At 63.8% G+C, this 24744-nt stretch carries 31 protein-coding genes; 22 read left to right on the top strand and 9 right to left on the bottom strand.

The window, feature by feature from the left end:
- Window positions 1-87 precede the first annotated feature (87 nt).
- Genes Q4G20_RS07770 through mnhG form a run of 6 tightly spaced genes read left to right on the top strand, consistent with a single transcriptional unit; the run spans window position 88 to window position 6163 of the window.
- Window positions 88-2976, top strand: a complete 2889-nt coding sequence (locus Q4G20_RS07770; RefSeq protein ID WP_303342853.1) for a monovalent cation/H+ antiporter subunit A — start codon at window positions 88-90, stop codon at window positions 2974-2976.
- Window positions 2976-3323, top strand: a complete 348-nt coding sequence (locus Q4G20_RS07765) for a Na+/H+ antiporter subunit C (protein WP_303342852.1) — start codon at window positions 2976-2978, stop codon at window positions 3321-3323. Before Q4G20_RS07770 ends, Q4G20_RS07765 begins: the two co-directional genes overlap by 1 nt.
- Window positions 3320-4954, top strand: coding sequence for a monovalent cation/H+ antiporter subunit D (locus Q4G20_RS07760; RefSeq protein ID WP_303342851.1), 1635 nt, complete (start codon window positions 3320-3322; stop codon window positions 4952-4954). The genes Q4G20_RS07765 and Q4G20_RS07760 overlap by 4 nt, the downstream gene beginning before the upstream one ends.
- Window positions 4951-5439, top strand: a complete 489-nt coding sequence (locus Q4G20_RS07755) for a Na+/H+ antiporter subunit E (RefSeq protein ID WP_303342850.1) — start codon at window positions 4951-4953, stop codon at window positions 5437-5439. The genes Q4G20_RS07760 and Q4G20_RS07755 overlap by 4 nt, the downstream gene beginning before the upstream one ends.
- Window positions 5436-5720 carry a K+/H+ antiporter subunit F gene (locus Q4G20_RS07750; protein ID WP_303342849.1) on the top strand — a complete coding sequence of 95 codons (285 nt, stop codon included), beginning with the start codon at window positions 5436-5438 and terminating at the stop codon, window positions 5718-5720. Before Q4G20_RS07755 ends, Q4G20_RS07750 begins: the two co-directional genes overlap by 4 nt.
- Complete coding sequence (mnhG, locus tag Q4G20_RS07745) at window positions 5717-6163, top strand: monovalent cation/H(+) antiporter subunit G (protein ID WP_303342848.1); 447 nt, start codon at window positions 5717-5719, stop codon at window positions 6161-6163. Before Q4G20_RS07750 ends, mnhG begins: the two co-directional genes overlap by 4 nt.
- On the opposite strand, the gene mazG is transcribed toward mnhG, so the two are convergent.
- Window positions 6160-6975, bottom strand: coding sequence for a nucleoside triphosphate pyrophosphohydrolase (gene mazG / locus Q4G20_RS07740; protein ID WP_303342847.1), 816 nt, complete (start codon window positions 6973-6975; stop codon window positions 6160-6162). The genes mnhG and mazG overlap by 4 nt on opposite strands.
- Before the next feature lie 65 nt (window positions 6976-7040).
- Between mazG and Q4G20_RS07735 the strand changes: the two genes are divergently transcribed.
- From Q4G20_RS07735 to Q4G20_RS07690, 10 genes are all read left to right on the top strand, one after another.
- Window positions 7041-8204: a M20 aminoacylase family protein gene (locus Q4G20_RS07735; protein WP_303342899.1), complete on the top strand. Its 1164-nt coding sequence runs from the start codon at window positions 7041-7043 to the stop codon at window positions 8202-8204.
- 126 nt (window positions 8205-8330) lie between these two features.
- A complete protein-coding gene (gene yajC / locus Q4G20_RS07730; RefSeq protein WP_303342846.1) occupies window positions 8331-8660 on the top strand; it encodes a preprotein translocase subunit YajC in 330 nt (109 codons plus the stop codon).
- Between the two features lie 15 nt (window positions 8661-8675).
- Window positions 8676-10340: a protein translocase subunit SecD gene (gene secD / locus Q4G20_RS07725; protein WP_303342845.1), complete on the top strand. Its 1665-nt coding sequence runs from the start codon at window positions 8676-8678 to the stop codon at window positions 10338-10340.
- A 1-nt stretch (window position 10341) separates the two neighbouring features.
- Window positions 10342-11331 carry a protein translocase subunit SecF gene (secF, locus tag Q4G20_RS07720; protein ID WP_303342844.1) on the top strand — a complete coding sequence of 330 codons (990 nt, stop codon included), beginning with the start codon at window positions 10342-10344 and terminating at the stop codon, window positions 11329-11331.
- Complete coding sequence (locus Q4G20_RS07715; RefSeq protein WP_303342843.1) at window positions 11331-11684, top strand: Mth938-like domain-containing protein; 354 nt, start codon at window positions 11331-11333, stop codon at window positions 11682-11684. Before secF ends, Q4G20_RS07715 begins: the two co-directional genes overlap by 1 nt.
- A complete protein-coding gene (gene ccmA, locus Q4G20_RS07710) occupies window positions 11681-12310 on the top strand; it encodes a heme ABC exporter ATP-binding protein CcmA (RefSeq protein ID WP_303342842.1) in 630 nt (209 codons plus the stop codon). The genes Q4G20_RS07715 and ccmA overlap by 4 nt, the downstream gene beginning before the upstream one ends.
- Window positions 12307-12963: a heme exporter protein CcmB gene (ccmB, locus tag Q4G20_RS07705; RefSeq protein ID WP_303342841.1), complete on the top strand. Its 657-nt coding sequence runs from the start codon at window positions 12307-12309 to the stop codon at window positions 12961-12963. Before ccmA ends, ccmB begins: the two co-directional genes overlap by 4 nt.
- 42 nt (window positions 12964-13005) lie before the next feature.
- Window positions 13006-13731 (top strand): heme ABC transporter permease, encoded by a 726-nt coding sequence (locus tag Q4G20_RS07700; protein ID WP_303342840.1) that lies wholly within the window; start codon window positions 13006-13008, stop codon window positions 13729-13731.
- Window positions 13728-13877: a heme exporter protein CcmD gene (ccmD, locus tag Q4G20_RS07695; protein WP_303342839.1), complete on the top strand. Its 150-nt coding sequence runs from the start codon at window positions 13728-13730 to the stop codon at window positions 13875-13877. The genes Q4G20_RS07700 and ccmD overlap by 4 nt, the downstream gene beginning before the upstream one ends.
- Window positions 13870-14418, top strand: coding sequence for a DsbE family thiol:disulfide interchange protein (locus Q4G20_RS07690; protein WP_303342838.1), 549 nt, complete (start codon window positions 13870-13872; stop codon window positions 14416-14418). Before ccmD ends, Q4G20_RS07690 begins: the two co-directional genes overlap by 8 nt.
- On the opposite strand, the gene Q4G20_RS07685 is transcribed toward Q4G20_RS07690, so the two are convergent.
- From Q4G20_RS07685 to Q4G20_RS07655, 7 genes are all read right to left on the bottom strand, one after another.
- Window positions 14415-15359 (bottom strand): AEC family transporter, encoded by a 945-nt coding sequence (locus Q4G20_RS07685; protein ID WP_303342837.1) that lies wholly within the window; start codon window positions 15357-15359, stop codon window positions 14415-14417. The two genes, Q4G20_RS07690 and Q4G20_RS07685, sit on opposite strands and share 4 nt — an antisense overlap.
- Window positions 15356-16174: an MBL fold metallo-hydrolase gene (locus tag Q4G20_RS07680; protein ID WP_303342836.1), complete on the bottom strand. Its 819-nt coding sequence runs from the start codon at window positions 16172-16174 to the stop codon at window positions 15356-15358. Before Q4G20_RS07680 ends, Q4G20_RS07685 begins: the two co-directional genes overlap by 4 nt.
- Window positions 16171-16968, bottom strand: a complete 798-nt coding sequence (locus tag Q4G20_RS07675) for a TatD family hydrolase (RefSeq protein WP_303342835.1) — start codon at window positions 16966-16968, stop codon at window positions 16171-16173. Before Q4G20_RS07675 ends, Q4G20_RS07680 begins: the two co-directional genes overlap by 4 nt.
- A 3-nt stretch (window positions 16969-16971) precedes the next feature.
- Complete coding sequence (locus tag Q4G20_RS07670; protein WP_303342834.1) at window positions 16972-18081, bottom strand: DNA polymerase III subunit delta'; 1110 nt, start codon at window positions 18079-18081, stop codon at window positions 16972-16974.
- Window positions 18078-18674 carry a dTMP kinase gene (gene tmk, locus Q4G20_RS07665; protein ID WP_303342833.1) on the bottom strand — a complete coding sequence of 199 codons (597 nt, stop codon included), beginning with the start codon at window positions 18672-18674 and terminating at the stop codon, window positions 18078-18080. The genes Q4G20_RS07670 and tmk overlap by 4 nt, the downstream gene beginning before the upstream one ends.
- Complete coding sequence (locus Q4G20_RS07660) at window positions 18674-19819, bottom strand: D-alanyl-D-alanine carboxypeptidase family protein (protein WP_303342832.1); 1146 nt, start codon at window positions 19817-19819, stop codon at window positions 18674-18676. The genes tmk and Q4G20_RS07660 overlap by 1 nt, the downstream gene beginning before the upstream one ends.
- Before the next feature lie 63 nt (window positions 19820-19882).
- Complete coding sequence (locus Q4G20_RS07655; RefSeq protein WP_303342831.1) at window positions 19883-20452, bottom strand: thymidine kinase; 570 nt, start codon at window positions 20450-20452, stop codon at window positions 19883-19885.
- Window positions 20453-20512: 60 nt separating this feature from the next.
- On the opposite strand from Q4G20_RS07655, the gene bluB reads away from it, so the two are divergent.
- Window positions 20513-21136, top strand: a complete 624-nt coding sequence (bluB, locus tag Q4G20_RS07650) for a 5,6-dimethylbenzimidazole synthase (protein ID WP_303342830.1) — start codon at window positions 20513-20515, stop codon at window positions 21134-21136.
- On the opposite strand, the gene Q4G20_RS07645 is transcribed toward bluB, so the two are convergent.
- Window positions 21137-21388, bottom strand: coding sequence for a DUF2312 domain-containing protein (locus Q4G20_RS07645; RefSeq protein ID WP_303342829.1), 252 nt, complete (start codon window positions 21386-21388; stop codon window positions 21137-21139).
- Window positions 21389-21483: 95 nt separating this feature from the next.
- Between Q4G20_RS07645 and Q4G20_RS07640 the strand changes: the two genes are divergently transcribed.
- The 5 genes from Q4G20_RS07640 (at window position 21484) to Q4G20_RS07620 (ending at window position 24631) form a co-directional block, all read left to right on the top strand.
- Window positions 21484-21705, top strand: coding sequence for a hypothetical protein (locus Q4G20_RS07640; RefSeq protein WP_303342828.1), 222 nt, complete (start codon window positions 21484-21486; stop codon window positions 21703-21705).
- 51 nt (window positions 21706-21756) lie between these two features.
- Window positions 21757-22173 carry a YeeE/YedE family protein gene (locus Q4G20_RS07635; protein WP_303342898.1) on the top strand — a complete coding sequence of 139 codons (417 nt, stop codon included), beginning with the start codon at window positions 21757-21759 and terminating at the stop codon, window positions 22171-22173.
- The gene (locus Q4G20_RS07630; protein ID WP_303342827.1) at window positions 22170-22580 is read left to right on the top strand and encodes a DUF6691 family protein; all 411 of its coding nucleotides are present in this window, start codon (window positions 22170-22172) and stop codon (window positions 22578-22580) included. The genes Q4G20_RS07635 and Q4G20_RS07630 overlap by 4 nt, the downstream gene beginning before the upstream one ends.
- Window positions 22577-23026, top strand: coding sequence for a D-aminoacyl-tRNA deacylase (gene dtd / locus Q4G20_RS07625; protein ID WP_303342826.1), 450 nt, complete (start codon window positions 22577-22579; stop codon window positions 23024-23026). Before Q4G20_RS07630 ends, dtd begins: the two co-directional genes overlap by 4 nt.
- Before the next feature lie 351 nt (window positions 23027-23377).
- On the top strand, window positions 23378-24631 hold the full coding sequence (locus tag Q4G20_RS07620) for a DEAD/DEAH box helicase (protein ID WP_303342897.1): 1254 nt from the start codon (window positions 23378-23380) through the stop codon (window positions 24629-24631).
- The last annotated feature ends 113 nt before the right edge of the window (window positions 24632-24744 follow it).

The following is a 24744-nucleotide window of genomic DNA, read 5'->3' as shown; positions in this document are numbered from 1 at the left end:
AAATTGCGGTCGCCCTTTTGGACGATGCCTTGCCGCGCCTGATCTTTGGGGCTGCGTGATGCCGATGACGAAAGGGACCAGACCGGAATGATCGACCAGAACCTGATCCTGACATTGGTGTTGTTGCCCTTTATCGCGTCGATTGCCTGCGCTACGCTGCCGCAGCATGGGCGCACCGCCGCCGCTTGGGTGTCGGGGCTGTTCCTGACCGGGGGCCTTGCGATTATGGCGGGCCTTTACGACACCATCGACGAAGGCCGCGTGATCCGTGGCACGCTCGAATGGATGCCGTCCATCGGGCTGAACCTGAATTTCCGCATGGACGGGTTCGCGTGGATGTTTGTCACGCTGGTTCTGGCGATTGGCGTGCTGGTCGTGCTGTATGCGCGGTTCTATATGTCGAAAACCGACCCGGTGCCGCGGTTTTATTCGTTCCTCATGGCGTTTACCGGCGCCATGGTGGGGATGCTGCTGTCGGGCAACATCATCATGCTGGTGGTGTTTTGGGAACTGACCTCGATCTTTTCGTTCCTGCTGATCGGGTATTGGTATCAGAACCAGTCGGCCCGCGACGGCGCGCGTATGGCGTTGATTATCACCGCGACCGGGGGCCTTGCGCTGCTGTTGTCGATGATCGTGATTGGTCAGATCGTCGGCAGCTATGATTTGGACCGCGTGCTGTGGGCCGGCGATGTGATCCGCGCGCATCCGCTGTATCCGTTGGCATTGGTGCTGTTTTTGCTGGGCGCGTTCACGAAATCGGCGCAGTTTCCGTTTCATTTCTGGCTGCCGGGCGCTATGGCCGCGCCGACGCCGGTATCCGCGTTTCTGCACAGCGCCACCATGGTTAAGGCCGGGGTGTTCCTGCTGATCCGGTTTTCGCCCGCTTTGGGTGGGTCGGATCTGTGGTTCTGGCTGGTCACCGGCACGGGTATGGCGACGCTGATTATCGGGTCGGTGGTGGCGCTGTTCCGCCATGATCTGAAGGGGTTGCTGGCCTATTCCACCATCAGCCATCTGGGCCTGATCACCGCATTGGCCGGGATTGGCAGCCCGGCGGCGATTTTCGCGGCGATTTTCCACATTCTGAACCACGCCGTGTTCAAGGCGTCGCTGTTCATGTCGGCGGGGATTATCGACCATGAAACCGGCACGCGCGACATGCGCAAATTGTCGGGGATGATGGCGTATCTGCCGATTACGGGGACGCTGGTGATTATCGGATCGGCGGCCATGGCAGGCCTGCCGCCGCTGAACGGGTTCCTGTCGAAAGAAATGTTCCTGACCCTGCTGACCGAAACGCATAACGGGTCGGTCTTGGACAACGCGCTGCCGATCCTTGGGTTGATTTCCGCGATTTTCGGCGTCGCCTATTCGCTGCGTCTGGTTCATGCGGTGTTTTTCGGCCCCAAAACCACGGACCTGCCCAACCCCACCCCGCACGAGCCGCCCGCATGGATGCGCCGCCCCGTCGAATTGCTGGTTGCGGCCAGTGTGGTGATTGGTCTGATGCCGGGGCTGGTGGTGCCGGTCATGAACATTGCCGCGCGGTCGGTGGTGGGGCCGGATATGCCCTATACCTCGATCTATCTGTGGCATGGGGTGAACCTGCCGCTGATCCTGAGCATTTTGGGCATCGTCATTGGCGGCGCGCTGTATTGGGCGTTTAAGCGCCAGATCGCCGAAGGCCCCGAAGGCCCGCCGCTGTTGCACAACATCCGTGGTCAGCGCGTGTTCGAGGTCGCCCTGTTTGAACTGACCTGGCGTCAGCCGCGCGTTCTGCATCATTTGTTCGGCACGGAACGGTTGCAGCCGCAGCTGCGGATCATGACGCTGCTGACGATTGCGGCGGTTGCGCTGATCCTGTGGGGCGGGCCGCTGACGACGCCGCGCGCGATTTCGAACGACCTGCACCCGGCATTCGCGCTGATGTGGATTGTCGGCGCGGCCTGTGGGGTCGGCGCGGCGATGCAGGCGAAATATCACCGCTTTGCCTCTCTGGTGCTGCTGGGGGGCGCGGGGCTGGTGACTTGCGTGACGTTTGCGTGGTTTTCGGCCCCCGATCTGGCGGTGACGCAGCTCTTGGTCGAAATCGTCACCACGGTGCTGCTGCTGCTGGGCCTGCGGTGGTTGCCGAAACGGAACGAAGAAATCGCCGGAGACCGGGCCGTGCGCGCGCGCATCCGCCGCAGTTGGGATTTTCTGGTGGCATCCGTTGCGGGCTTTGGCGTGGCGATGATCGCCTATATCATCATGACGCGGCCCTTGGTTCCGAATGTGGGCGACTGGTTCCTGCGCAACGCCTATTACGAAGGCGGCGGCACCAATGTGGTGAACGTGGTGCTGGTCGATTTCCGCGCCTTTGATACCTTTGGCGAAATCGCGGTTCTGACCATCGTGGCGCTGACGGTCTACGCGCTGCTGCGTCGTTTCCGCCCGCCGCAGGACCGCGCCTATAGTCTGGATCAGCAACGCGCGCGTGAAGCGGAATCTCTGCATGATTATCTGCTGGTGCCGTCGGTCATCATGCGGTGGATGTTCCCGGCGATCATTATGCTGTCGGCCTATTTCTTCTTGCGCGGGCATGATCTGCCGGGCGGAGGCTTTGCGGGCGGTGTCACGCTGGCGATTGCGCTGATGCTGCAATATCTGGGCAACAATGTCCGCTGGGTCGAGGCGCGCCTGAACGTGCTGCCGATCCGCTGGATGGGGATTGGCCTGCTGATTGCGCTGGGAACCGGGCTGGGGGCGTTTGCCTTTGGCTATCCGTTCCTGACGGCCCATGCACAGTATATCGACATTCCGTTCATCGGCGCGGTTCCGGCGGCCACGGCCATGGCGTTTGATGTGGGCGTTTACATGGTCGTTGTGGGGGCGGTTGTGCTGCTGCTGATCGCGATTGCGCACCAGTCGCTGCGTCTGGCGCGCCTGCGCGAACATGACGCCGACAAAGACACCGCAAAGGAGACTGCCTGATGGAAATCGTTCTGTCCGCTGCGATTGGCGTTCTGACCGCGTCCGGTGTGTGGCTGCTGATGCGGCCCCGCACCTTTCAGGTGATCGTGGGCTTGTGCCTGATGTCCTATGCGGTGAATTTGTTCATCTTTTCGATGGGGCGCATCACGCTGGGCGGTCCGCCGATCATGCCCAAAGGCGGGATGATTGACCCGACCACCTATGCCGACCCGCTGCCGCAGGCTTTGGTTCTGACCGCCATCGTCATCAGCTTTGCCACTACGGCGCTGTTTCTGGTGGTGATTTTGGCGTCGCGCGGTCTGACCGGAACCGACCATGTGGACGGGAAGGAGCGTGAGACCCAATGACCAACGTGCTGAACCACCTGATTATCGCGCCCATCCTGATTCCGCTGTTCGCGGGCGCGCTGATGCTGCTGTATGAAGACAAACAGCGGCGCGAAAAAATGGCCATCAGCATTCTGTCGGTGCTGGCGATGCTGTTTGTCGCGGTCAAGCTGCTGAACCAGTCCAAGGGCGGGCCTCTGTCCGACGGCAACGATATCGGGTTTTACCTGCTGGCGGACTGGGCGGCGCCGTTCGGGATTGTGCTGGTCATCGACCGTCTGGCGGCGATGATGCTGGTGCTGACGGGGCTTTTGGCGCTGCCCGCGCTGATCTATTCGGCGGCGTTCTGGCATCGGCAGGGGCAGCATTTTCATTCGCTGTTCCAGTTCCTGCTGATGGGGATCAACGGCGCGTTTCTGACGGGCGATCTGTTCAACCTGTTCGTGTTCTTCGAGGTGATGCTGGCCGCGTCTTATGGCCTGTTGCTGCATGGCTCGGGTCAGTTGCGGGTGCGCGCGGGGCTGCATTACATCGCGATCAACCTGGCGGCCTCGCTGCTGTTCCTGATCGGCGTGTCGATCATTTACGGCGTTGCAGGCACGCTGAACATGGCGCAGTTGGCCAATATCGTGCCGCTGATGCCTGCGGGCGACCGGCCCTTGCTGCATACCGGCATTGCCATTCTGGGGCTGGCGTTCTTGGTGAAGGCGGGTGTCTGGCCGCTGTCCTTCTGGCTGCCCACGGCCTATATGGCGGGCGCGGCGCCGGTCGCGGCGATGTTTGCGATCATGACTAAGGTCGGCGTTTATATCATCCTGCGCCTGTCCACGCTGCTGGTCGGCGAAGGCGCGGGGCCGTCCGCCGGGTTCGGCGGGCAGGTGCTGATTATGGGCGGTCTGGCGACGATGGTGTTCGGGATTCTGGGCGTCTTGGGATCGCAGGGCATTGGCCGCGTGGCCGCGCATCTGGTGCTGATTTCATCCGGCACGCTGTTGTCGGTCATCGGCTTTACCGTCACCGGAGGCGGCACGCAAATGCTGTCGGGGGCGCTGTTTTATCTGGTCAGTTCCACGCTGGCGACCAGTGCGCTGTTCCTGCTGATCGAACCCATGAGCCGCGAAGAAGGCGGCATCGCCGACCTTCTGGCGCTGACCGCCGACGCCTATGGTCTGGACCTGACCGAAGACGAACGCGAAGGCAGCGACGGATTGTCGGTTCCGGCAACTCTGACCATTTTGGCGCTGTGCTTTGTCGGCTGTCTGATCGCGCTTGCCGGGTTGCCGCCGCTGTCGGGCTTCATCGGTAAATTGGTGATGCTGCGCGGGATGATCGGGTCGCCGCTTCTGGATGCGCCGATGGGCTGGGCCTTTGTCGCCATTGTTATTCTGGCCGGTCTGGCGACGCTGATCGGGCTGATCCGCATTGGTATTCAGACCTTCTGGGCGTCTGACGGCATCGCGCCGCGGGTGATGCCGCTGGAAATCGCGCCGATCATCGCGCTTTTGGGGATGATCGTGATCATGACCGTTCAGGCCGAAGATGTGATGCGGTTTATGCGCAACACCGCCGAGGCATTGCACCGCCAGACCGTCTATGTGGACGGCGTTCTGGACGCCCCCCGCGCGGTCGAGGTGATGGAGAACAGCCAATGAAGCGTATCCTGCCCCATCCCATGCTGTCGCTGGTCCTGTTGTTCATGTGGCTGCTGCTGACGCGGTTTTCGCTGGGCCAGCTGGTGCTGGGTTCCGCGCTTGCCATCATGGCCGGGATGGCGTTCCGCCCCCTGGAACCCGAGGCCGTGCGCATCCGGTCCATCCCCGCGCTGATCCGGCTGATGGCGATTGTGTCGGCGGACATCGTGCGGTCCAATATCGCCGTCGCCACGCTGATTCTGACGCGCGGGCGGCATGGCAAACGCAAATCGGCCTTTGTCGAAATCCCGTTGCAGTTGCGCGACCCGGCGCCTTTGGCGCTGCTGGCGATTATCCTGACCGCGACCCCCGGCACGGCATGGCTGGAATACGATTCCGACAGCGGCATCCTGTTGCTGCATGTCTTTGATATGGTGGACGAAGACGAATGGCGGACGCTGATCCGCACCCGCTACGAATCCCTGCTGATGGAGGCTTTTGCATGACCGGCGGAATGATTTTGCTGATGGCGCTGTCGGTTGCGCAGTTTCTGCTGGGCGTTGCGGCCTGTCTGGCCTTTGTGCGCACCGTGCGCGGCCCGCGCGCGCAGGATCGCGTTCTGGGGCTGGATACGCTCTATGTCACGGCGATGTTACTGCTGATCGTCACCGGTATGCGCATGGGCAGCCCGTTTTTCTTTGAAGGGGCCATGGTCATCGGGATGCTGGGCTTTGTCGCTACGGTGTCGTTGGCCAAGTTCCTGATCCGTGGCGAGGTGATCGAATGACCCATCTGGACGCAATCCCGCTGTGGTTGGCGATTCCGGTCGCGTTTTTCGTGCTGCTGGGCAGCGGGCTGACGCTGCTGGGGACGCTGGGCCTGCTGCAATTGCGCAGCTTCTATGACCGCATCCACGCGCCGACTATGGGGACCAGCTGGGGCGCGGCGGGCATTTTGCTGGCGTCGATGGGGCTGTTTTCGTGGCTGGACGGGCGGACGATCATTCACGAATTGGTCATCGGCTGTTTCGTGATGATCACAACCCCGGTCACGCTGATGCTGTTGGGGCGCGTCGCGCTGCACCGCGACCGCATCGCCGGATCGCCCGAGGTTCCGTCCTCACGCCGTCTGATCCGCAGCGGCGAAGAGGTCACCGCCGACGAGCTGACCCACAACACGGACGCCGAACCGGATCGCGATTCCGACGATTACAAAACGCCCGATACTTAATCGGGCGTGCCGCGTTCGGCGCGTTTTGCCGCGTTCCACAGCGCGTCCATTTCGGCCAGATCGCTGTCTGCGGGGCGGCGGCCCTCGGTGGCAAGGGCGGCTTCGATATATTCAAACCGCCGGGTGAATTTCGTATTCGCCTGACGCAGCGCCAGTTCCGGGTCAATCTTCAGATGCCGCGCCAGATTAGCCATGACGAATAACAGATCGCCGAATTCTTCCTGACGGTCATCAGCGGTCATGTCGTGGGCGGCGACCAGCTCGGCGGTTTCCTCGGCCAGTTTGTCCAGCACATCGCCCGCATGGGGCCAGTCAAAGCCCACACGCGCCGCGCGGTTTTGCAGTTTCACCGCCCGCGTCAGCGCGGGCAGGCCCAAGGCCACCCCGTCCAGCGTGCCGCGTTCGGCCTTGCCCGCGCGTTCCTGGGCCTTGATCGCTTCCCAATCGGCGACCTGCTGTTCGGCGGTTTTGTCGCGGGATTCGTCGCCGAACACATGCGGATGACGCGAAATCAGCTTATCCGAAATGGCGGCGGCGCAATCGGCGAAATCGAACATGCCATCTTCGGACGCCATTTGCGCATGAAACACCACCTGCAACAGCAAATCCCCCAATTCGGCGGGCAATTCGTCCCATGCCTGACGGGTGATGGCGTCTTCGACTTCGTGCGCTTCTTCGATGGTGTAGGGGGCGATTGTGGCGAATGTCTGTTCAATATCCCACGGACAGCCCGTGTCGGGGTCACGCAGCGCGGCCATGATGTCGATCAGGCGGGTGATTTCGGCGGCGGGATCGCGGGGCGGTTGGGCCATTGCGGGCGTCCTGTGGCTGGGGCAAGATGCGGCCCGATTGCCACAGCCAGCCGCGCGAGTCCACCATGCCCGTTTTGAACCGAATTGCCGATTTCACTGACCAGATGACCGCATGGCGCAGGCATCTGCATCAGCACCCGGAATTGGGGTTTGATTGCCACGAAACAGCGGCTTTTGTCGTGGAACGCCTGCGCGACTTTGGCGTGGATGAGATTCACACCGGCATCGCGGAATCCGGCATCGTCGCGATCATCAACGGGCAGGGGGACGGCCCCACCATTGGCCTGCGCGCGGATATGGACGCGCTGCCCATGGCCGAAACCACGGGCGCGGAATGGGCGTCCCGCGTGCCGGAAATGATGCATGCCTGCGGCCATGACGGCCACACCACGATGCTGCTGGGGGCGGCGAAATATCTGGCGGAAACGCGCAATTTCGCGGGCCGGGTCGCGCTGATCTTTCAACCGGCCGAAGAAGGCGGAGGCGGCGCCGATGTCATGACCCGCGCCGGTATTCTGGACCGATTCGCCATTTCGCGGCTGTTTGCGCTGCACACCAACCCCAATCAGCCGGTGGGCAGTTTCCACACCACCTCCGGCCCGATCATGGCGGCGGTTGATACGTTCGAAATCTATGTTCAGGGGCGGGGCGGGCATGGCGCGATGCCGCATCAGACCGCCGACCCGATTGTTGCCGCCGTGGGGGTGGTGAACGCGATCCAGACGATTTCCAGCCGCAATCACAACCCGTTGCAGGAACTGGCGCTGTCGGTGACGCAGATCCATACGGGCAGCGCGGATAATATCGTGCCGGACGGGGCCTATATCTGCGGCACGGTGCGCACCTTTGACCCTGCGGTGCGCGACATGGTGGCGCGGCGCATGGCGCAGATTTGCGACGGGCAGGCGGCGGCCTATGACGTGGCGGTGCGGCTGGATTACCAACAGGGCTATCCCGCGACGGTGAATGACGCCGCGGAAACCGCCTTTGCCGTGCAGGTCGCGCGCGATATTTCCGGCGATGCCCTGGTTCATGACGACGCAGGCCGCGAAATGGGGGCCGAGGATTTCAGCTATTTCCTGGCCGAACGTCCGGGCTGTTACCTGTTTCTGGGCCAAGGCATAGGGCCGGGGCTGCACAATCCCGGCTTTGATTTCAATGACGACATCGCGCCCATCGGGGCCAGTTTTTTCGCCCGGCTGGTGGAACGCGCCCAGCCCGCGCACTAGATCACGCAGGCGTTGCCATGCCACGCGCCCGCCTTTCTTGCCAAGGGCGGGCGGCGGCGATAGGTTGCGCGCCAAATAGACAGGTCGGCGCCACGGGTGTCGCCCCCAAGCCCGAAAGGATTGCTTATGTTTGTGACCCCCGCTTACGCTCAGGCCGCTGGTGGTGGTGCCGGTGCGGCATTCGCCCAGTTCATCCCGCTGATCCTGATTTTCGCGATCATGTATTTCCTGATGATCCGCCCGCAGCAAAAACGCCTGCGCGAACATCGCGACATGGTCGCCGCGATCAAAAAAGGCGATCAGGTTGTGACGCAAGGCGGTATCCTGGGCAAAATCACGTCGGTTCGCGATGACGAACTGGAAGTCGAAATCGCGACCGGTGTTCGTGTTCGCGTGGTGCGCGCCAGCATCAGTCAGGTTGTGACCGCCACAACCCCCGTCGCCGCCAATAACTGAAAGGCGTAAGCCACTATGTTGCAGATTGACCGCTGGAAGCGCATTCTGATCTGGGCCATTTGCGCCCTTGGTTTGCTGTTTTCGATGCCGAACATTTTCTATCCCCGGGTCGAGGCGCATAACGATGCCGTCAAAACCATCACTGCAACCGGCGTGACCACGCCCGAATTGCAGGCGGCGCGGGATGGCTGGCCGGGGTGGTTGCCCTCCAGTCTGGTCAATCTGGGTCTGGACCTGCGCGGCGGCGCGCATCTGTTGGGCGAAGTCAAGGTCGAACAGGTCTATAAGGCGCGGATGGATTCGCTGTGGCCGGAATACCGCCGCGCGCTGACCGCCGAACGCGACCGCATCGGCGCGGTGCGCCGCGTGAACGCGCCCGATGGCGTGCTGTCGGTGGAAATCGGCAATGCCGATGCCATGACCCGCGCGGTTGAAATCGCCCGCACCTTCAGCACGCCGGTGCAGACGCTGACCGGAGTGGGCCAGCAATCGCTGGCCATCACCACGCGCGGCAATGTCATCACGATTCAAATGTCGGATGCGGAAAAATCGCTGACCGACGATCGCACGATCCAGCAATCGCTGGAAATCGTCCGCCGCCGCGTGGACGAAGTCGGCACCCGCGAACCCACCATCATGCGTCAGGGCGAAGATCGTATTCTGATCCAAGTTCCCGGCATCGGGTCCGCCGATGAACTAAAGGCGCTGATCGGCACCACGGCGCAACTGACCTTTAACCCCGTTCTGGGGATCGGCAGCGATGCGGCCGCTTTGGTGCCTGCGGGGCAGATGGTGTTGCCATCCGTGGATAATCCGGGGCTGTTTTACACGCTGGACGCCTCGCCGGTGGTGACGGGCGAAGAACTGGTCGATGCCATGCCCGCGACCGATGAAAACGGGATGCCCTCGGTTAATTTCCGGTTTAACCCGACCGGGGCGCGCGCGTTCGGCAACTATACCGCCGCCAATATCGGCCAGCCTTTCGCGATTGTGCTGGATAACGAAGTGATTTCCGCCCCCACCATCCGTTCCGCCATCACCGGCGGGTCGGGCCAGATTTCGGGGTCGATGAACTTTGACGAAGCCAGCCGTCTGGCCGTGCTGCTGCGCGCGGGTGCGCTGCCGGCGGAACTGAACTTTCTGGAAGAACGCACCATCGGCCCCGAACTGGGGCAAGACAGCATCGACGCGGGTAAAATCGCGGGCGCGGTTGGCTTTGTCGCGGTGATTGTGCTGATGGTGGCGTGTTACGGGCTGTTCGGCGTGTTCGCGTCGATTGCGCTGCTGCTGAACATGGCGCTGATGTTTGCGATTTTGTCGCTGATCGGGGCCACGCTGACCATGCCGGGCATCGCCGGGATCGTGCTGACCATCGGCATGGCGGTTGACGCCAATGTGCTGGTGTTCGAACGCATCCGCGAAGAATTGCGCACTGCGCGCGGTCCGGCGCGTGCGATTGAACTGGGCTATGAAAAGGCGATGTCGGCGATTGTGGACGCCAACATCACCACGCTGATCGTGGCGGGGATTCTGTTTGTTCTGGGCTCTGGCCCGGTCAAAGGGTTTGCCGTGACGCTGACCATCGGGTTGATCACCTCGGTCTTTACGGCGCTGTATGTCACCCGCCTTCTGACCGTGATGTGGTTTGAACGCGCCCGCCCCAAAACCGTCGAGGTGTAACATGGCCTTTCGTCTTAAACTGGTCCCGGACAACACGAATTTCGACTTTATCCGGTGGCAGTATGTAACCTCTGCCCTGTCGGTGTTCCTGTGCGTGGCGTCGGTTGTGCTGCTGTTCGTGAACGGGCTGAATTTCGGCATCGATTTCCGCGGCGGCACCACCATCCGGACCGAGGCGACCCAACCCGTCGATGTCGCCGCCTATCGCGCGGCGCTGTCGGATATGGATCTGGGCGATGTTGCGATTACGCAGGTCTTTGACCCCAGTTTCCGCGCCGATCAGCATGTCGCGCAGGTCCGCATCAGCGCGCAGGACGGGGCCGAGGCGATCACCCCCGAAATCATTGCCGCCGTCGAAGAGGCGCTGAAGACCGTCGAGCCTTCGATCACCTTCCCGTCCGTCGAATCGGTTGGTCCCAAGGTGTCGGGCGAATTGATCAACACCGCGATTTATTCGGTGCTGGCGGCGCTGATCGGGATTTCGATTTATATCTGGGTGCGGTTTGAATGGCAATTTGCCGTGGGCGCGATTGTGTCGCTGTTTCATGATGTGGTCATCACGATTGGCATTTTCGCGCTGTTCCAGATCCGGTTCGATCTGACCACCATTGCGGCGCTGCTGACGATTGTGGGCTATTCGATCAACGACACCGTGGTTGTGTATGACCGCCTGCGCGAAAATCTGATCAAATTCAAACAACGCGATCTGCGCGATCTGATCAACCTGTCGGTGAACGAAACGCTGTCGCGCACGGTGATGACGTCGGGAACCACGCTGCTGGCGCTGATTGCGCTTGTGGTGCTGGGCGGCGATGTGATCCGGGGCTTTGTCTCGGCGATCACGCTGGGCATCATCATCGGGACCTATTCGTCGATCTATGTCGCGAACTACTTCGTCCTGTGGCTGGGCGTCAAACGCGACTGGGGCAATGACGGAGAGCCGAAAAAGCGCAAAGCCGTTTCCCCCTTCGAAGGCGCCGAGGAAGGCTGATGGCCCTGCGCCCGTCCGAATTCGAAGGCGCGGCGGCGATTGACGGGTTCGGCCCCGGCTTTTTCCGCGTGGGCGGGCAGGTGCATCACGGCCCGGTCATCGTGGAACAGGACACCGCGATTGCGTGGGGCGGCTTGGACGATCTGGCCCCGCTGGTCGCTTTGGGTGGTCGGGTGGATGTGCTGTTTCTGGGGATGGGCGCTGACATCGCCTATGCCCCGCGCGATCTGGTCGATGCTTTGGCGGGTGTGGGTATACAGGTGGAACCCATGGCCTCGTCCACAGCCGCGCGCATTTACAACGTCACCCTGTCCGAAGGCCGCCGCGTTGCCTGCGCGCTGTTGCCGGTATGACGCTGCTGACCGTTCACAATCTGGCCGTATCGCGTGGCGGGTTGCGCACGGTTCAGGGCGTCAGTTTTGATGTGCAGGCCGGGCAGGCGCTGATCCTGCGCGGCCCCAACGGCATCGGCAAAACCACGCTGCTGCGCACAATCGCCGGGCTGCAAGCGCCGGTTGACGGCACCATCACCATGCCCGACGACGCCGTGGCCTATGCCGCCCATGCCGATGGGTTGAAAGGCGCGCTGACGGCGGCGGAAAATCTGGCCTTTTGGGCCGCGATTTTCGGCGGCGGGCAGGTGGAGCGCGCGCTTGCGGCACTGGACCTGAGCGCGCTTGCCGATCGTCCGGCGGCGGCGCTGTCGGCGGGGCAGAAACGCCGTCTGGGTCTGGCGCGGCTGTTGGTCAGCGGGCGTCCCATCTGGGTGCTGGATGAACCGACGGTGTCGCTGGATGCGGCATCGGTGGCGCGGTTTGGCGACGTGATCCGCGCGCATCTGGCGTCGGGCGGGGCGGCGCTGATGGCCACGCATATTGATCTGGGTCTGGCCGAGGCCCGCGTTCTGGACCTGACCCCTTATCGCGCCGCCCCCGGACGCGCCGCCCGTCCCGCAGGCTTTAACGAGGCATTCGCATGAAGGCCCTGCTGATCCGCGACCTGCAACTGGCCACCCGCGCGGGCGGGGGATTCGGTCTGGGCGTGGCGTTTTTCCTGATCCTGTGCGCGCTTGTGCCGTTTGGGGTCGGGCCGGGGGGCAACACGCTGGCCCCCGTCGCGCCGGGGATTTTGTGGGTCGGCGCGTTGCTGGCCTGCCTGTTGTCGCTGGACCGCATCTTTGCACTGGATCACGAAGATGGCAGTCTGGACCTGCTGGCAACCGCGCCCATTCCGCTGGAAGGCACGGTCGCGATCAAGGCATTCGCCCATTGGCTGACCACCGGCCTGCCTCTGATCGTGGCCGCGCCGGTATTCGGTCTGTTGCTGCATCTGCCGGGGGCGGCGGTGCCGTGGCTGGTGCTGTCGCTGCTGATTGGCACGCCTGCGCTGTCGATGCTGGGCGCGTTTGGTGCGGCGATCACCGTTGGCCTGCGCCGGGGCGGGTTGCTGCTGTCGCTCTTGGTGCTGCCGCTGTATATCCCGACGCTGATTTTCGGGGCCGAGATCATCCGCCGCGGTTCCGAAGGCGCGCCCGTTACGACTCCGCTGGTGTTTCAGGCGGGCATCACGCTGGGCGTCATCGCCCTGATACCTTTTGCCGCAGCGGCTGCGCTGCGCGTTAATCTGCGCTAGCCAAGGCTTGAGCCACAGCCCGCCGGGGGATAGATACAGCCTATGTCGATCTGGGAATACGCAAACCCCGTCAAGTTCATGCGCACCACCGATAAGGTGCTGCCCTTCGTCGTTGTGGCCGCCGCAATCGCCTGTGTTGGCGGGCTGGTCTGGGGGTTCATGACGCCCGATGATTTCCGCCAAGGGTCCACGGTCAAAATCGTGTTCCTGCATGTCCCGGCGGCGATGATGGCGATCAATATCTGGGTGATGATGCTGGTGGCATCGCTGATCTGGATCATCCGCCGCCACCATGTCAGCGCCTTGGCCGCGCGCGCCGCCGCCCCGATTGGCGCGATCATGACGCTGATTGCGCTGATCACCGGCGCGCTGTGGGGGCAACCTATGTGGGGGACGTGGTGGGAATGGGATCCCAGATTAACCAGTTTCCTGATCCTGTTTCTGTTTTATGTGGGCTATATGGCGCTGTGGTCGGCGGTCGATGATCCCGACAGCGCCGCCGATCTGACCGGCGTTCTGTGTCTGGTCGGATCGCTGTTTGCGCTGTTGTCGCGTTATGCTGTGCTGTTCTGGAACCAAGGGCTGCATCAGGGCGCGTCGCTGTCGGTCCAATCGGGCGAACGCATGAGCGCGGTTTACCGTTACCCCCTCTATCTGACGATGGCGGGGTTTGGGTTGCTGTTTCTGGCGCTGATGCTGATTCGCACCCGCACCGAGATTCGCCGCCGTCGTCTGGCGGCACTGCAAGCACGGGAATTGCGCGCATGATGGATTTGGGAAAATACGCGGTCACGGTTCTGGCGTCCTGGGGGATTTCGCTGGCGCTGCTGGGCGGGCTGATCTGGCAGACGGTCGCCGCCAATGCCCGCGCCCGCCGTGATCTGGACCAGCACGAGGGACGCAAGAATGGCTAAAATCTCGCCTCTTGTTGCGCTGCCGCCACTGGCTTTTGCCGGGCTGGCCGCGATGTTTTTGTGGGGCATGAACCGCGATGATCCGCAGGCGCTGCCGTCGGCCTTTGTCGGGCAAGCGGCGCCCTCTGTCCCGGTTGAAACGCTGCCCGGTAAGGTGCAACTGACCGACGATATGCTGCGCGAACCGGGGGTCAAGCTGGTGAATTTCTGGGCCAGCTGGTGTCCGCCCTGCCGCGCTGAACATCCCACGCTGATGCAGTTGTCGCAGCAGATGCCGGTTTACGGCGTCGCGCTGCGCGATAATGACGATAACGCGCTGTCGTTTCTGGCCGTGGATGGCGATCCGTTTGCAGCGATCGGCAACGACCCGCGCGGGCGTGTGGCGATTGACTGGGGCGTCAGCGCGCCGCCCGAGACCTTTATCATCAACAGCCGGGGTGAGGTGTTATACCGCCATGCCGGGCCGCTGATCCGCGATGATTACACGCAGCGGTTTTTGCCGCAGTTGGAAAAGGCCCTAGCGGCTGAAACCGCCGATTAAGGCAGCACCGCCAGCCACATCCACACCGACAGCACCGACAGCGCGGTCGCGACCAGCACGGCGGACGCCGCCACCCGTCGCGCCGCGCCATAGATATTGGCGAACAGATAGGCGTTGACCCCCGGCGCCATGGCCGCGGTCATCACCGCCGACCGCATCCCGGCGCTGTCCAGCCCCATCACGCGCCCCAGCCCCAGCGTGATCGCCGGATGCAGGATCAGCGCGCAGGCGCAGCAGATGATGATGGGGCCAGCATCGCCTTCGGGGCGGTAACGATGCAGCACGCCGCCCAAGCCGAACAGCGCGGCGGGCAGGGCGGCGCGGGCGATCATATCCACGGCGGCCCAGAACCCTTCGGGCAGGATCAGCCCCTGCGCCATCATCAGATTCACCGCCAGCCCGCACAGGATGCCGATGACCAGCGGCGTGCGCGCCACCCCCGACAGCGCCCGCATCGCCACGCGCCCGACCGACAGGCCGGTTCCACGGGCGCGCGTGAACTCCATCATCGTGATGCCAAAGGTGTAGAGCAGCGGCGAATGCAGCGCGATGATCGCCCAATTCCCCAGCAGCGCGTCGGTGCCATAGGCGCGTTCCGTGATCGGCACCCCCAACAGCAGCGAATTGGAAAACAGGCAGACAAACCCAATCGCCACGCAATCCATCGGCGGGCGTCTGAAGGCGAATTTCGCCGCGCTCCACCCAATCGCGTAGCTGGCAAAGGCTCCGGCATAGAACGGCACCAACAGCGCCGCCCGAAACCCGGTGGACAGGTCCAGCCGCGCCATGGACGTAAACAGCAGCATCGGCACGGCGAAATTCTGCGCGAACATCATCAGCCCATCGACCGACCCTTCGCGGAACCAGCCACGCCACGCGACGACATAGCCAAAGCCCACGACCAAAAACACCGGCAGAATGATCGTGAACAGCGCGGTCATAATGCGGCGGGCAGGTCCGGGGTGTCGGCGGTCGTGTCAATCTCCATCCCGTCAAAGGCCGGGCGGATATGCGGCGGGCAGATCCGCGCGACGGTGGCATAGTCCATGTCAAAGTGCATGTTGGTTAACACGCCCGCCGGGTTCTGCGCGCGGGCCATCCATTCCAGTGCCAGATCCAGATGCGCGTGGCTGGGATGCGGCACCGGGCGCAGCGCGTCGCAGATAAACACGGGCGCGCCGTCGATCAGCGGCCAAGCGGCATCCGGGATCGACGACACATCGGGCAGGTAAACCAGCCCGCCGATGCGGAACCCCAAAGCGGTGATTTCGCCATGCTGCACCCGGAACGGGATCAGCCGCACCGGCCCGCCCGCGCCGGTGATGGTGATTGGCCCTTCGATCAGGTTCAGTTCGCAGATGGGCGGGTAAAAGCTGCCCTCGGGCGTGGTGAACACATAGCCGAACCGGCTGACCAGCTGATCGGCGGTGTCGCGATCCGCCCAGACGGGCAGCATCTGCCGCGCGTTGAACACCAGTTGCCGCAGATCGTCGATGCCGTGGACATGGTCGGCATGGGCGTGGGTATAGACCACGCCGTCCAGCGTGGCGATGCCCGCATCCAGCATCTGCGGCACCAGATCCGGGCCGGTGTCGATCAGAACCGTGGTGGTCCCTTCCGCGCCCACACGCTGCACCAGCAAGGAACAGCGGCGGCGGCGGTTTTTGGGGTTGGTGGGGTCGCAGGTTCCCCAGTTATTGCCGATGCGCGGCACGCCGCCCGATGATCCACAGCCCAGAATCGTGGCGCGGATCATGGCGCGGCCTTCCAGAACAGGCGGTCAAAATTGGCGGATGTCTGAGCAGCAAATTCCGCGTAATCCATGCCGAACAGGTCCGCCCCCACAGCCGCCGTTTTCGCGACATAGGCGGGTTCGTTGCGTTTGCCGCGATAGGGCGGCGGCGCCAGATAGGGGCTGTCGGTTTCCACCAGAATCCGGTCGATGGGCGCGGCGCGGAAAATGTCGCGCAGATCGCCCGATCGCGGAAATGCCGCGATGCCCGACATGGACAGGTAAAACCCCAAATCCAAGGCCGCCCGCGCCAGTTCCGGGGACGAGGTGAAACAATGCATCACACAACTGAACGTGCCGTTGCGGTGTTCATCCGCCAAAATCCGGGCCATATCGTCATCGGCATCGCGCGAATGGATAATCAGCGGCAACCGCGTGGCGCGCGCGGCCTGAATATGGATGCGCAGGCTGTCCTGCTGCACCGCGGCGCTGTCGGCGGTATAGTGATAATCCAGCCCGGTTTCGCCAATCCCCACGAATTTCGGATGCGCGGCCAGTGCGATCAGCTGATCCAGCGTGGCCATGGGCTCGGTCGCCACGCTCATCGGGTGGGTTCCGGCGGCATAGAACACGCCGTCGAACCGTTCAGCCAAGGCGCGCACCTGCGGTTCCTGGCGCAGTTTCGTGCAAATCGTGACCATGCGCGTGACGCCAGAGGCGCGGGCGCGGTCGATCAGGGCGTCGTGTTCACCGTCGAAATCGGGAAAGTCCAAATGACAATGGCTGTCCACGATTGGCGGGGGGGCCGCATCATTCATCCGTCAACCTTTGGCGGGTGGGGCGGACAGCGCCGGCGGCAACTGCCCCAATTCCAGAACCATATCCATTACCAAAGCGGCGGGGTCAAGGTTCACCGCCCGCGCCGCCCGCGCCCGCGCCGACAGCCGCGCCTGCGCATCCGCCCAAGCCCGCGCGGCCAGATCATCGGGGGACAGACGCGCCATGACCGCGCCTTCGCCGCGCGCGGCCTGCGGGATGGGCGCGCCCATCAGCCCCGCGCGCGCCAGCCGGTTCAGGAACACATCCAGCAGCGTCATGGTCAGATCGAACGGGTCGCCATCCGCGCCCGCACGCCCCGCCGCGCCATCGGCAAATGTCGCCGCCGCCAGACGGTCCAGACGGGGCAGGGTGGCGAACAGGTTCACCAGTTCCTGATACCGATCCAGCCCGTCTTGACCCGACAGGCGCAGCGCCTCGCCCACCGATCCGCCCGACAGCGCGGCCAAGGCGTCCGCGTCGTCATGGATGCCGTGATCGGTCAGGATGCCCGCCATCTGCCCCGGCGTCAGAGGTGACAGCCGCAGCGTCCGGCAGCGCGACCGGATCGTTGGCAGCAAACCGGCGGGCTGATGCGCGATCAGCAGGATCAGCGCGTCGGCGGGCGGTTCTTCGAGCACCTTAAGCAGCGCATTCGCCGCGTTTGGGTTCAGGTCATCGGCGGCGTCGATAATCGCGATGCGCCGCCCGCCACCCGCCGCCGACAGGTGAAAAAACGACAGCAGTTTGCGGATTTCGTCCACGGTGATCTCGGCCCGCAGGCGGCCCGCTTTGTCGTCCCATGGGCGACGGATCAGCTGCAAACGCGGTTCTGACAGCGCGGTGATGCGGTGAATTTCGGGGGCGTCGGGGTCGGTGGTCAGATCGTCGCTGACCGCGCCCGACAGCATCCAGCGGGCAATGGCCCAGGCCAGCGTGGCCTTGCCCACGCCGCGCGGGCCGGTCAGCAACCAGCCGTGATGCAGCCGCCCCGACCGCACGGCGTCGATGAAATCGCGCACGGCCTGATCCTGACCGATGACGCGGGGGGCATGGCGCGGATGCGGCGCGCCGGGAACCCGGTCGGGTTCGGGGATGTCATCCGGTTCCTTCACAACGCGGCCCGGACGCGGGCGGCGACCTGTTCAGGCGTGCCGCATCCGTCGATCAGCCGCACCCGGCCCGGATATTCGGCGGCCAGTGCGCGAAACCCCGCCGCCAGCCGTTCCTGAAACGCCAGCCCCATGTTTTCAAAGCGATCCTCGGCTCCGCCGCGCGCCTTGCCCCGCGCCAGCCCGGTTTCGGGCGCAATGTCGATGACAAAGGTCACATCCGGTTCCGCCCCGATCATCAGGTCGTGCAGCCGGTCCACCATGGCGCGCAAATCGCCGCGCGTGGTGCCTTGGTAAACGCGGGTGCTGTCGGCGAAGCGGTCGGTAATGACCACGCCCCCCGCCGCCAGAGCGGGCCGGATCACCCGTTCCAGATGGTCGCGCCGCGCCGCCGTGAACAGCAGACATTCGGTTTCCGCCGACCAGCGTTCGCCCGCGCCCTGAACCAGAAGGTTGCGGATTTCTTCGGCACCCGGACTGCCGCCGGGTTCGCGGGTCAGGGTCACGTCGCGGCCATCCCGGCGCAGAGCATCCGCCAGCATCCGCGCCTGAGTGGACTTGCCGCAGCCGTCGATCCCTTCGAAACTGATGAACATCAGATGCCTGCGGCGTGCATGGCCTGTTGCGCCAGTTGCATCACCGCGAACTTCATCCGCCCGGCAAAGCCCGCCTCGGGGACGTCCTGCGCGGCGATCAACGGCGTGATGGCGTCGCGCGCGCCGGGGACGGTCACGACCAACTGGCCGATCGGGTCGCCCTTGGCAATGGGGGCGGGGATGGGGCTGTCATACACCACCTCGACCCGGACGCGATCCTGCGCACCGGCGGGGATCAGCACATTCACCCCGTTCTGCGCGGTCAGCCCGACGCGGGATTGCGTCCCCAGCCAGACGGGGGCCTGCGTCACGGTTTCGCCCGCCGGAACCAGCGTTTGCATGGAAAACTGACGAAAGGCCCAGTTGACGATGCGTTCGGATTCCTCGGCCCGGGCGCGGTCGGTTTGCAGCCCGCTGATGACGAAAATCACCCGCCGCCCGTCTTGTTGGGCAGAGCCGACCAGACCATAGCCCGCCTCTTGCGTGTGGCCGGTTTTCAGGCCGTCGGCCCCGATGCCCAGCGACAGGATCGGGTTGCGGTTATACCGGTTCGACGGCGCGCGGTCGTCAAAGCGGTATTCGGTCAGCGCGAAATCGCTGTAATATTGGGGGAAATCTTCGATCAGGCGCAGGGCGACGATGCCCAGATCCTCGGCCGACATGCGGTGTTCGGGATGCGGCCACCCGGTCGAGTTTTTGAACGTCGAATGGGTCAGCCCCATCTGACGGCCCCGTTCGGTCATCTGGCGGGCAAAGGCGTCCTCGGTCCCGGCCAGACCTTCGGCGACGACGACACAGGCGTCATTGCCGGACAGCACGATGATGCCTTTGATCAGTTGGGCAACGGTGGGGCGGTCGCGTTCGTTCAGGAACATGGTCGATCCGCCCATCTGACGCGCCTTGGTCGATACGGGCAGTTGGGTGTCCATGCTGAGGCGGCCATCCTCCAATGCCTCGAACAGCATATACAGCGTCATCAGTTTCGACATCGACGCGGGCGGGATCGGCGCATCGGCGTTTTTTTCCATCAACACGGTGTGGGTGTTGACGTCCAAGACCCACGCCGCCGTCGCATTGGTATCAAACGCCCGAACCGGAGCCGCCAGAGCCAGCACCGCGACGATCCACAACAGCAATCCACGCATCTGATATTTCCTTGCCTGTTTGCCCTCGTGGATACAACAACCCCCGCGAACCCGCAACGCCGGTCAGGACACCGCCTGTCGCCAATGGCGGCGGCACAGCGACACATAGGTTTCGTTGCCGCCCACCTGCACCTGCGCGCCGGTGGTGATGGTGCGGCCCTGATCGTCGCGGCGGATCACCATGGTGGCTTTGCGCCCGCAATGGCAGATGGTGCGGACTTCGCGCAGATCATCCGCCAAAGCCAGCAGCGCGGCTGATCCGGGGAACAATTCGCCCTGAAAATCAACGCGAAGGCCATAGCACATGACGGGGATGTTCAGATCATCGGCCACACGCGCCAGTTGCCAGACCTGTTCGCGCGACAGAAATTGCGCTTCGTCGATGAACACACAGGCGCAGTCGCGGCCCCGCATGTCGATCAGCGCGAACAGGTCGGTGTCGGCGCAAAAGGTCAGCGCGTCGTCGCCAATGCCAATGCGGCTGGCAATGCGGCCCGCGCCGGCGCGGTCGTCCAATGCGGCGGTCAGCAGCAGCGTCGCCATCCCCCGTTCGCGGTAATTATAGGACGCCTGCAACAAAAGCGTGCTTTTGCCCGCGTTCATGGTGGAATAATGGAAATACAGTTTCGCCATGACGCGCCATAGCCCGGCGCGCGCGCCATGAAAAGACCACGCAGACCCCAAGGATGCCCGATGCAGTTTTCCTCCGCCGATCATGATGCGCTGATGACGCTGTTGGCATGGCGGCGCGATGTGCGCCATTTCCGACCTGATCCGGTGCCAGAACCCATGATCGCCCGGTTAGAGGCCGCGATGCGTCTGGCCCCTTCTGTCGGGAATGCGCGGCCGTGGCGGGTGATCCGCGTGGATGACCCCGCCATTCGCGCCGCCGTGCGCGACGATTTCGCGGCCTGCAACGCCGCCGCAGCGGGGCGGTATCAGGGCGACAAACGCGCCGAATACACCGCGCTAAAGCTGGCGGGGCTGGACGCCGCGCCGGTGCAATTGGCGGTGTTTTGCGTGGATGACCCGGCGCAGGGGCATGGGCTGGGCCGCCAGACGATGCCGCACACGCTGATGCAATCGGTGTCGATGGCGGTGTTTGCGCTGTGGCTGTCGGCGCGGGCGCAGAATCTGGGCGTGGGGATGGTGTCGATCCTGAACCCCGACCGGATCACCGCGTTGCTGGACACCCCGCCGGATTGGCGGTTTGCGGCGTGGCTGTGCATCGGCTGGCCCGAACGCAGCGACGACACGCCGCTGCTGCACCGCACGGGATGGCAGGAAAACGACGACGCCCCGTGGCTGAAGCGCTGATTATTCCATCCCGAGGGCGGATTTATAGAGATCCAGAATCGCCTCTTCCTCGGCCACGTCGTCGCGGTCGCGTTTGCGCAAAGCGACGATTTTCTTCATCACTTTGGTGTCATAGCCGCGGGCCTTGGCTTCGGACATGACCTCTTTCTGGCGTTCGGTGATGTCTTTTTTCTCGGCTTCCAGTTGTTCATATTGTTCGATGAACTGGCGCAGCTCGTCTGCGGCGACATTATAGGCCTGATCATTCGCCATTGCGGGATCCTCATGATGGTTTTGCCCCTCTGTTAGGCGGTCTTGCCGCGCGGTGCAATCGCCGCTAAGCCGCGCGAAACGGAAAGGATCGCGTGATGTATGACATGATTATCTGGGCGGGTGCTGCGCTGACGATGGCGGGGCTGGCGGCACTGGTCTGGTGCATCCTGACCGTGACACGCGCCCGCCGCGCGGGGCTGGACGACGACGCCCTGCGCCAGAAAATGCAGGGCGTGCTGGCGGTCAATATGGGCGCATTGGCCGCGTCCACCATTGGGCTGATGATGGTGGTGGTGGGGATTTTTCTGAAGCCTTGACGCATTCCGAAATGGGAATATGTTGGCCCCGTCAATAAAGGCGGGGCGATGATGAATCACGATTGGTTAATGGGGCTGCTGGGCGGCCTGATGATTGGCGGCGCGGCGGCACTGTATCTCTTGGGCAATGGCCGCGTGATGGGGGCCAGCGGTATTATGGGCGGGCTGATCGACGGCAGCGGGCGCAGCGCGGAATGCGTGGCCTTTGTCGCGGCGCTGATCGGGGTGCCGGCGCTGATGGCGGCGGCTGGGCTGACGCAGGCGGCGGCTCCGGTCGCGGGAACAGAGGTTCTGGTGCTGGCGGGGCTGCTGGTGGGGTTTGGCACGCGGCTGGGCAATGGCTGCACCTCTGGGCATGGCGTGTGCGGCATATCGCGGTTTTCGCGGCGCGGCATTGTGGCAACCGTGGTTTACCTGCTGACCGGAGGCATCGCCGTCATCGCCGCCCGCGCCTTAGGTGCCGCATGAGGGTGATCATCGCAGCCCTGTCGGGCGGGTTATTCGGCGCGGGTCTGGTGGTGTCGGGCATGACCGACCCCGCGCGGGTGCAAGGCTGGCTGGATGTGTTCGGCGCATGGGATCCGACGCTGGGCTTTGTGCTGACCGGCGCGATTATCCCGATGCTGATGGCGTGGCATGGGGTGGGGCGACTGGTCGGGCGCGTGGCCAGAAACGCACCCCCGCCGCCCCCGCCGCCCACCATCGACGCGCGGCTGATCACCGGCGCGGCGCTGTTCGGGCTGGGCTGGGGGCTGGCGGGCTTATGTCCCGGCCCGGCGATTGCGTCCCTTGCCTATGGCGGGGTTCCCGTGCTGATATTCGCGGCGGCCATGGCGTCCGGCATGGCCCTGTTCGGAATATGGAGCCGTAGATGAGGGCATTAATTCAGCGCGTCACCCACGCATCCGTCGCGGTCGATGGTCAGGTCATCGGGCAAACCGGGCCGGGGCTGTTGGTGCTGATCTGCGCGATGCAGGGCGATGCGGACGACGCCGCCGATAAAATGGCCGCGCGCATCGCCAAGTTGCGGATTTTCCGCGACGATCAGGGGCGGATGAACCGGTCGCTGCTGGACATCGGCGGCGGCGCTTTGGTCGTCAGTCAGTTCACGCTGGCCGCCGATACGCGCAGCGGCAACCGCCCCGGTTTTTCATCCGCCGCCGCCCCGGACGATGGGCGGCGGCTGTATGAACGGCTGGCGGGCGCGCTGCGTGATCTGGGTGTTGCGACGGAAACCGGACGCTTTGGCGCGGATATGGCGGTCAGCCTGACCAATGACGGGCCGGTGACGATCTGGCTGGACAGCGCCGACCGCGCTTGACATCCGCGCCACCAGCCCCCATCTGCAACACGTCGCCATCCGCTGCCGCGTGAGCAGCCGCAGAACTCTGCCCCGATGGCACACCGTTTTCAGTTTCCCATTCACGCGGGGAGGCTTGCAGGCACCCTATCGCGTCTGCACCCCCTTTGATTGGCCGCAACACGCGGCCCTTGTCCCGTTGCCCGATAAGGGGGGCGCGGGGCGTGTGAAAGTGATATGATGGAACAACGTAATAAAAACCGCCGCTTTAACCGTGGCACCAAACCCAATCCGCGCCACGCGGAACCGATCGCAAACGAAGGCCGCCGCGCGCCGTCGCGCCCGCCCATGCAAACCGGGCCGTTTGCCGATATGGGGATTGATCACCGCATCAATGCCAACATCACCGCTATGGGGCTGGTCAAACCGACGCCCATTCAGGAAAAGGCGATTCCGTCGGTTGTGGCGGGCCGCGACGTGCTGGGGCTGGCGCAAACGGGGACGGGCAAAACCGCCGCCTTTGGTCTGCCGATGCTGACGCGGCTGATTAAATACGGCAAAAAGCCCGATCCGAAAACCTGCCGCGCGCTGATTCTGGCGCCGACGCGGGAACTGGCGACTCAGATCGCGCAGAACATTGATGCCTATGCCGAAGGCACCCCGATTCGCAGTTTTCGCGTGGTTGGCGGCGCATCGATCAATGTGCAGACCGAACGCCTGTCGCGCGGTGTGGACGTGCTGATCGCCACGCCGGGGCGTCTGATGGACCTGATCGAACGCCGCGCCATCAGTCTTGAGGCGACGACCTATCTGGTCCTGGACGAGGCCGATCAGATGCTGGACATCGGCTTTATTCATACGCTGCGCAAGATTGCGAAGATGCTGCCGCGTGATCGCCAGACCCTGCTGTTTTCGGCCACTATGCCGAAGCTGATGGAGGAATTGGCCGACACCTATCTGACCGATCCGGTCCGCGTGGCCGTCAACCCGCCGGGTCAGGCCGCGAAAAAGATCGAACAGGGCGTGCATTTCGTCAATCAGGGCGACAAGGCGACGCTGCTGTCGGAATATCTGGCCAAGCATCCGGGCGAATTGGCCATGGTGTTCGGGCGCACAAAGCACGGCTGTGAAAAGCTGGCCAAGCTGTTGGAAAAATGGGGCTTTGCGGTCGCCGCGATCCACGGCAACAAAAGTCAGGGCCAACGTGAACGCGCGCTTGAGGCGTTCCGTCAGGGCCAGACCCATGTGCTGGTCGCCACCGATGTGGCCGCGCGGGGGCTGGATATTCCGCAGGTCGCGCATGTCTATAACTATGACCTGCCGAATGTGCCGGAGAACTATGTCCACCGGATCGGGCGGACGGCGCGGGCCGGTCGTGATGGCCGCGCCGTGGCGTTCTGTTCGCCCGCGGAACTGGGCGAATTGCGCGCCATCGAAAAGGCGATGAAGGCGGACATTCCCCTGATCGGCGGCGAACGCCCGGCCCATGCGGCGGCCGCGCGTCCCGCCCGTGGGGGTGGTGCGGGTCGTGGGGCCGGGAAACCTGCGGGCAAGCCGATGGACAACGCGGCCAACAAACGCCCCGCCCGCCGCCCGTCGCGCCGTCCCAAAAGCCAACAGGCGTAACACGCGCGGCCCCGTCGCGATGTGAGGATTGAGACACAGAAGAAGCCGCAGGGGTGTTGTGCCTTTGCGGCTTTTGGTTTGGGGTGCGCGCGTTCGCGGGCGTTGTGTGTGTG

Source organism: Paracoccus sp. (in: a-proteobacteria) (assembly GCF_030538495.1).
In the GTDB taxonomy this organism is placed as follows: domain Bacteria; phylum Pseudomonadota; class Alphaproteobacteria; order Rhodobacterales; family Rhodobacteraceae; genus Paracoccus.
This window is presented reverse-complemented; position numbering and strand designations above follow the sequence as displayed.

Excerpts from the sequence above, each read along its gene's own strand:
- Q4G20_RS07770 (WP_303342853.1), top strand. The coding sequence starts at position 88 with ATGATCGACCAGAACCTGATCCTGACATTGGTGTTGTTGCCCTTTATC.
- Q4G20_RS07765 (WP_303342852.1), top strand. The coding sequence starts at position 2,976 with ATGGAAATCGTTCTGTCCGCTGCGATTGGCGTTCTGACCGCGTCCGGT.
- Q4G20_RS07760 (WP_303342851.1), top strand. The coding sequence starts at position 3,320 with ATGACCAACGTGCTGAACCACCTGATTATCGCGCCCATCCTGATTCCG.
- Q4G20_RS07755 (WP_303342850.1), top strand. The coding sequence starts at position 4,951 with ATGAAGCGTATCCTGCCCCATCCCATGCTGTCGCTGGTCCTGTTGTTC.
- Q4G20_RS07750 (WP_303342849.1), top strand. The coding sequence starts at position 5,436 with ATGACCGGCGGAATGATTTTGCTGATGGCGCTGTCGGTTGCGCAGTTT.
- mnhG (WP_303342848.1), top strand. The coding sequence starts at position 5,717 with ATGACCCATCTGGACGCAATCCCGCTGTGGTTGGCGATTCCGGTCGCG.
- mazG (WP_303342847.1), bottom strand. The coding sequence starts at position 6,975 with ATGGCCCAACCGCCCCGCGATCCCGCCGCCGAAATCACCCGCCTGATC.
- Q4G20_RS07735 (WP_303342899.1), top strand. The coding sequence starts at position 7,041 with ATGCCCGTTTTGAACCGAATTGCCGATTTCACTGACCAGATGACCGCA.
- yajC (WP_303342846.1), top strand. The coding sequence starts at position 8,331 with ATGTTTGTGACCCCCGCTTACGCTCAGGCCGCTGGTGGTGGTGCCGGT.
- secD (WP_303342845.1), top strand. The coding sequence starts at position 8,676 with ATGTTGCAGATTGACCGCTGGAAGCGCATTCTGATCTGGGCCATTTGC.
- secF (WP_303342844.1), top strand. The coding sequence starts at position 10,342 with ATGGCCTTTCGTCTTAAACTGGTCCCGGACAACACGAATTTCGACTTT.
- Q4G20_RS07715 (WP_303342843.1), top strand. The coding sequence starts at position 11,331 with ATGGCCCTGCGCCCGTCCGAATTCGAAGGCGCGGCGGCGATTGACGGG.
- ccmA (WP_303342842.1), top strand. The coding sequence starts at position 11,681 with ATGACGCTGCTGACCGTTCACAATCTGGCCGTATCGCGTGGCGGGTTG.
- ccmB (WP_303342841.1), top strand. The coding sequence starts at position 12,307 with ATGAAGGCCCTGCTGATCCGCGACCTGCAACTGGCCACCCGCGCGGGC.
- Q4G20_RS07700 (WP_303342840.1), top strand. The coding sequence starts at position 13,006 with ATGTCGATCTGGGAATACGCAAACCCCGTCAAGTTCATGCGCACCACC.
- ccmD (WP_303342839.1), top strand. The coding sequence starts at position 13,728 with ATGATGGATTTGGGAAAATACGCGGTCACGGTTCTGGCGTCCTGGGGG.
- Q4G20_RS07690 (WP_303342838.1), top strand. The coding sequence starts at position 13,870 with ATGGCTAAAATCTCGCCTCTTGTTGCGCTGCCGCCACTGGCTTTTGCC.
- Q4G20_RS07685 (WP_303342837.1), bottom strand. The coding sequence starts at position 15,359 with ATGACCGCGCTGTTCACGATCATTCTGCCGGTGTTTTTGGTCGTGGGC.
- Q4G20_RS07680 (WP_303342836.1), bottom strand. The coding sequence starts at position 16,174 with ATGATCCGCGCCACGATTCTGGGCTGTGGATCATCGGGCGGCGTGCCG.
- Q4G20_RS07675 (WP_303342835.1), bottom strand. The coding sequence starts at position 16,968 with ATGAATGATGCGGCCCCCCCGCCAATCGTGGACAGCCATTGTCATTTG.
- tmk (WP_303342833.1), bottom strand. The coding sequence starts at position 18,674 with ATGTTCATCAGTTTCGAAGGGATCGACGGCTGCGGCAAGTCCACTCAG.
- Q4G20_RS07660 (WP_303342832.1), bottom strand. The coding sequence starts at position 19,819 with ATGCGTGGATTGCTGTTGTGGATCGTCGCGGTGCTGGCTCTGGCGGCT.
- Q4G20_RS07655 (WP_303342831.1), bottom strand. The coding sequence starts at position 20,452 with ATGGCGAAACTGTATTTCCATTATTCCACCATGAACGCGGGCAAAAGC.
- bluB (WP_303342830.1), top strand. The coding sequence starts at position 20,513 with ATGCAGTTTTCCTCCGCCGATCATGATGCGCTGATGACGCTGTTGGCA.
- Q4G20_RS07645 (WP_303342829.1), bottom strand. The coding sequence starts at position 21,388 with ATGGCGAATGATCAGGCCTATAATGTCGCCGCAGACGAGCTGCGCCAG.
- Q4G20_RS07640 (WP_303342828.1), top strand. The coding sequence starts at position 21,484 with ATGTATGACATGATTATCTGGGCGGGTGCTGCGCTGACGATGGCGGGG.
- Q4G20_RS07635 (WP_303342898.1), top strand. The coding sequence starts at position 21,757 with ATGAATCACGATTGGTTAATGGGGCTGCTGGGCGGCCTGATGATTGGC.
- Q4G20_RS07630 (WP_303342827.1), top strand. The coding sequence starts at position 22,170 with ATGAGGGTGATCATCGCAGCCCTGTCGGGCGGGTTATTCGGCGCGGGT.
- dtd (WP_303342826.1), top strand. The coding sequence starts at position 22,577 with ATGAGGGCATTAATTCAGCGCGTCACCCACGCATCCGTCGCGGTCGAT.
- Q4G20_RS07620 (WP_303342897.1), top strand. The coding sequence starts at position 23,378 with ATGGGGATTGATCACCGCATCAATGCCAACATCACCGCTATGGGGCTG.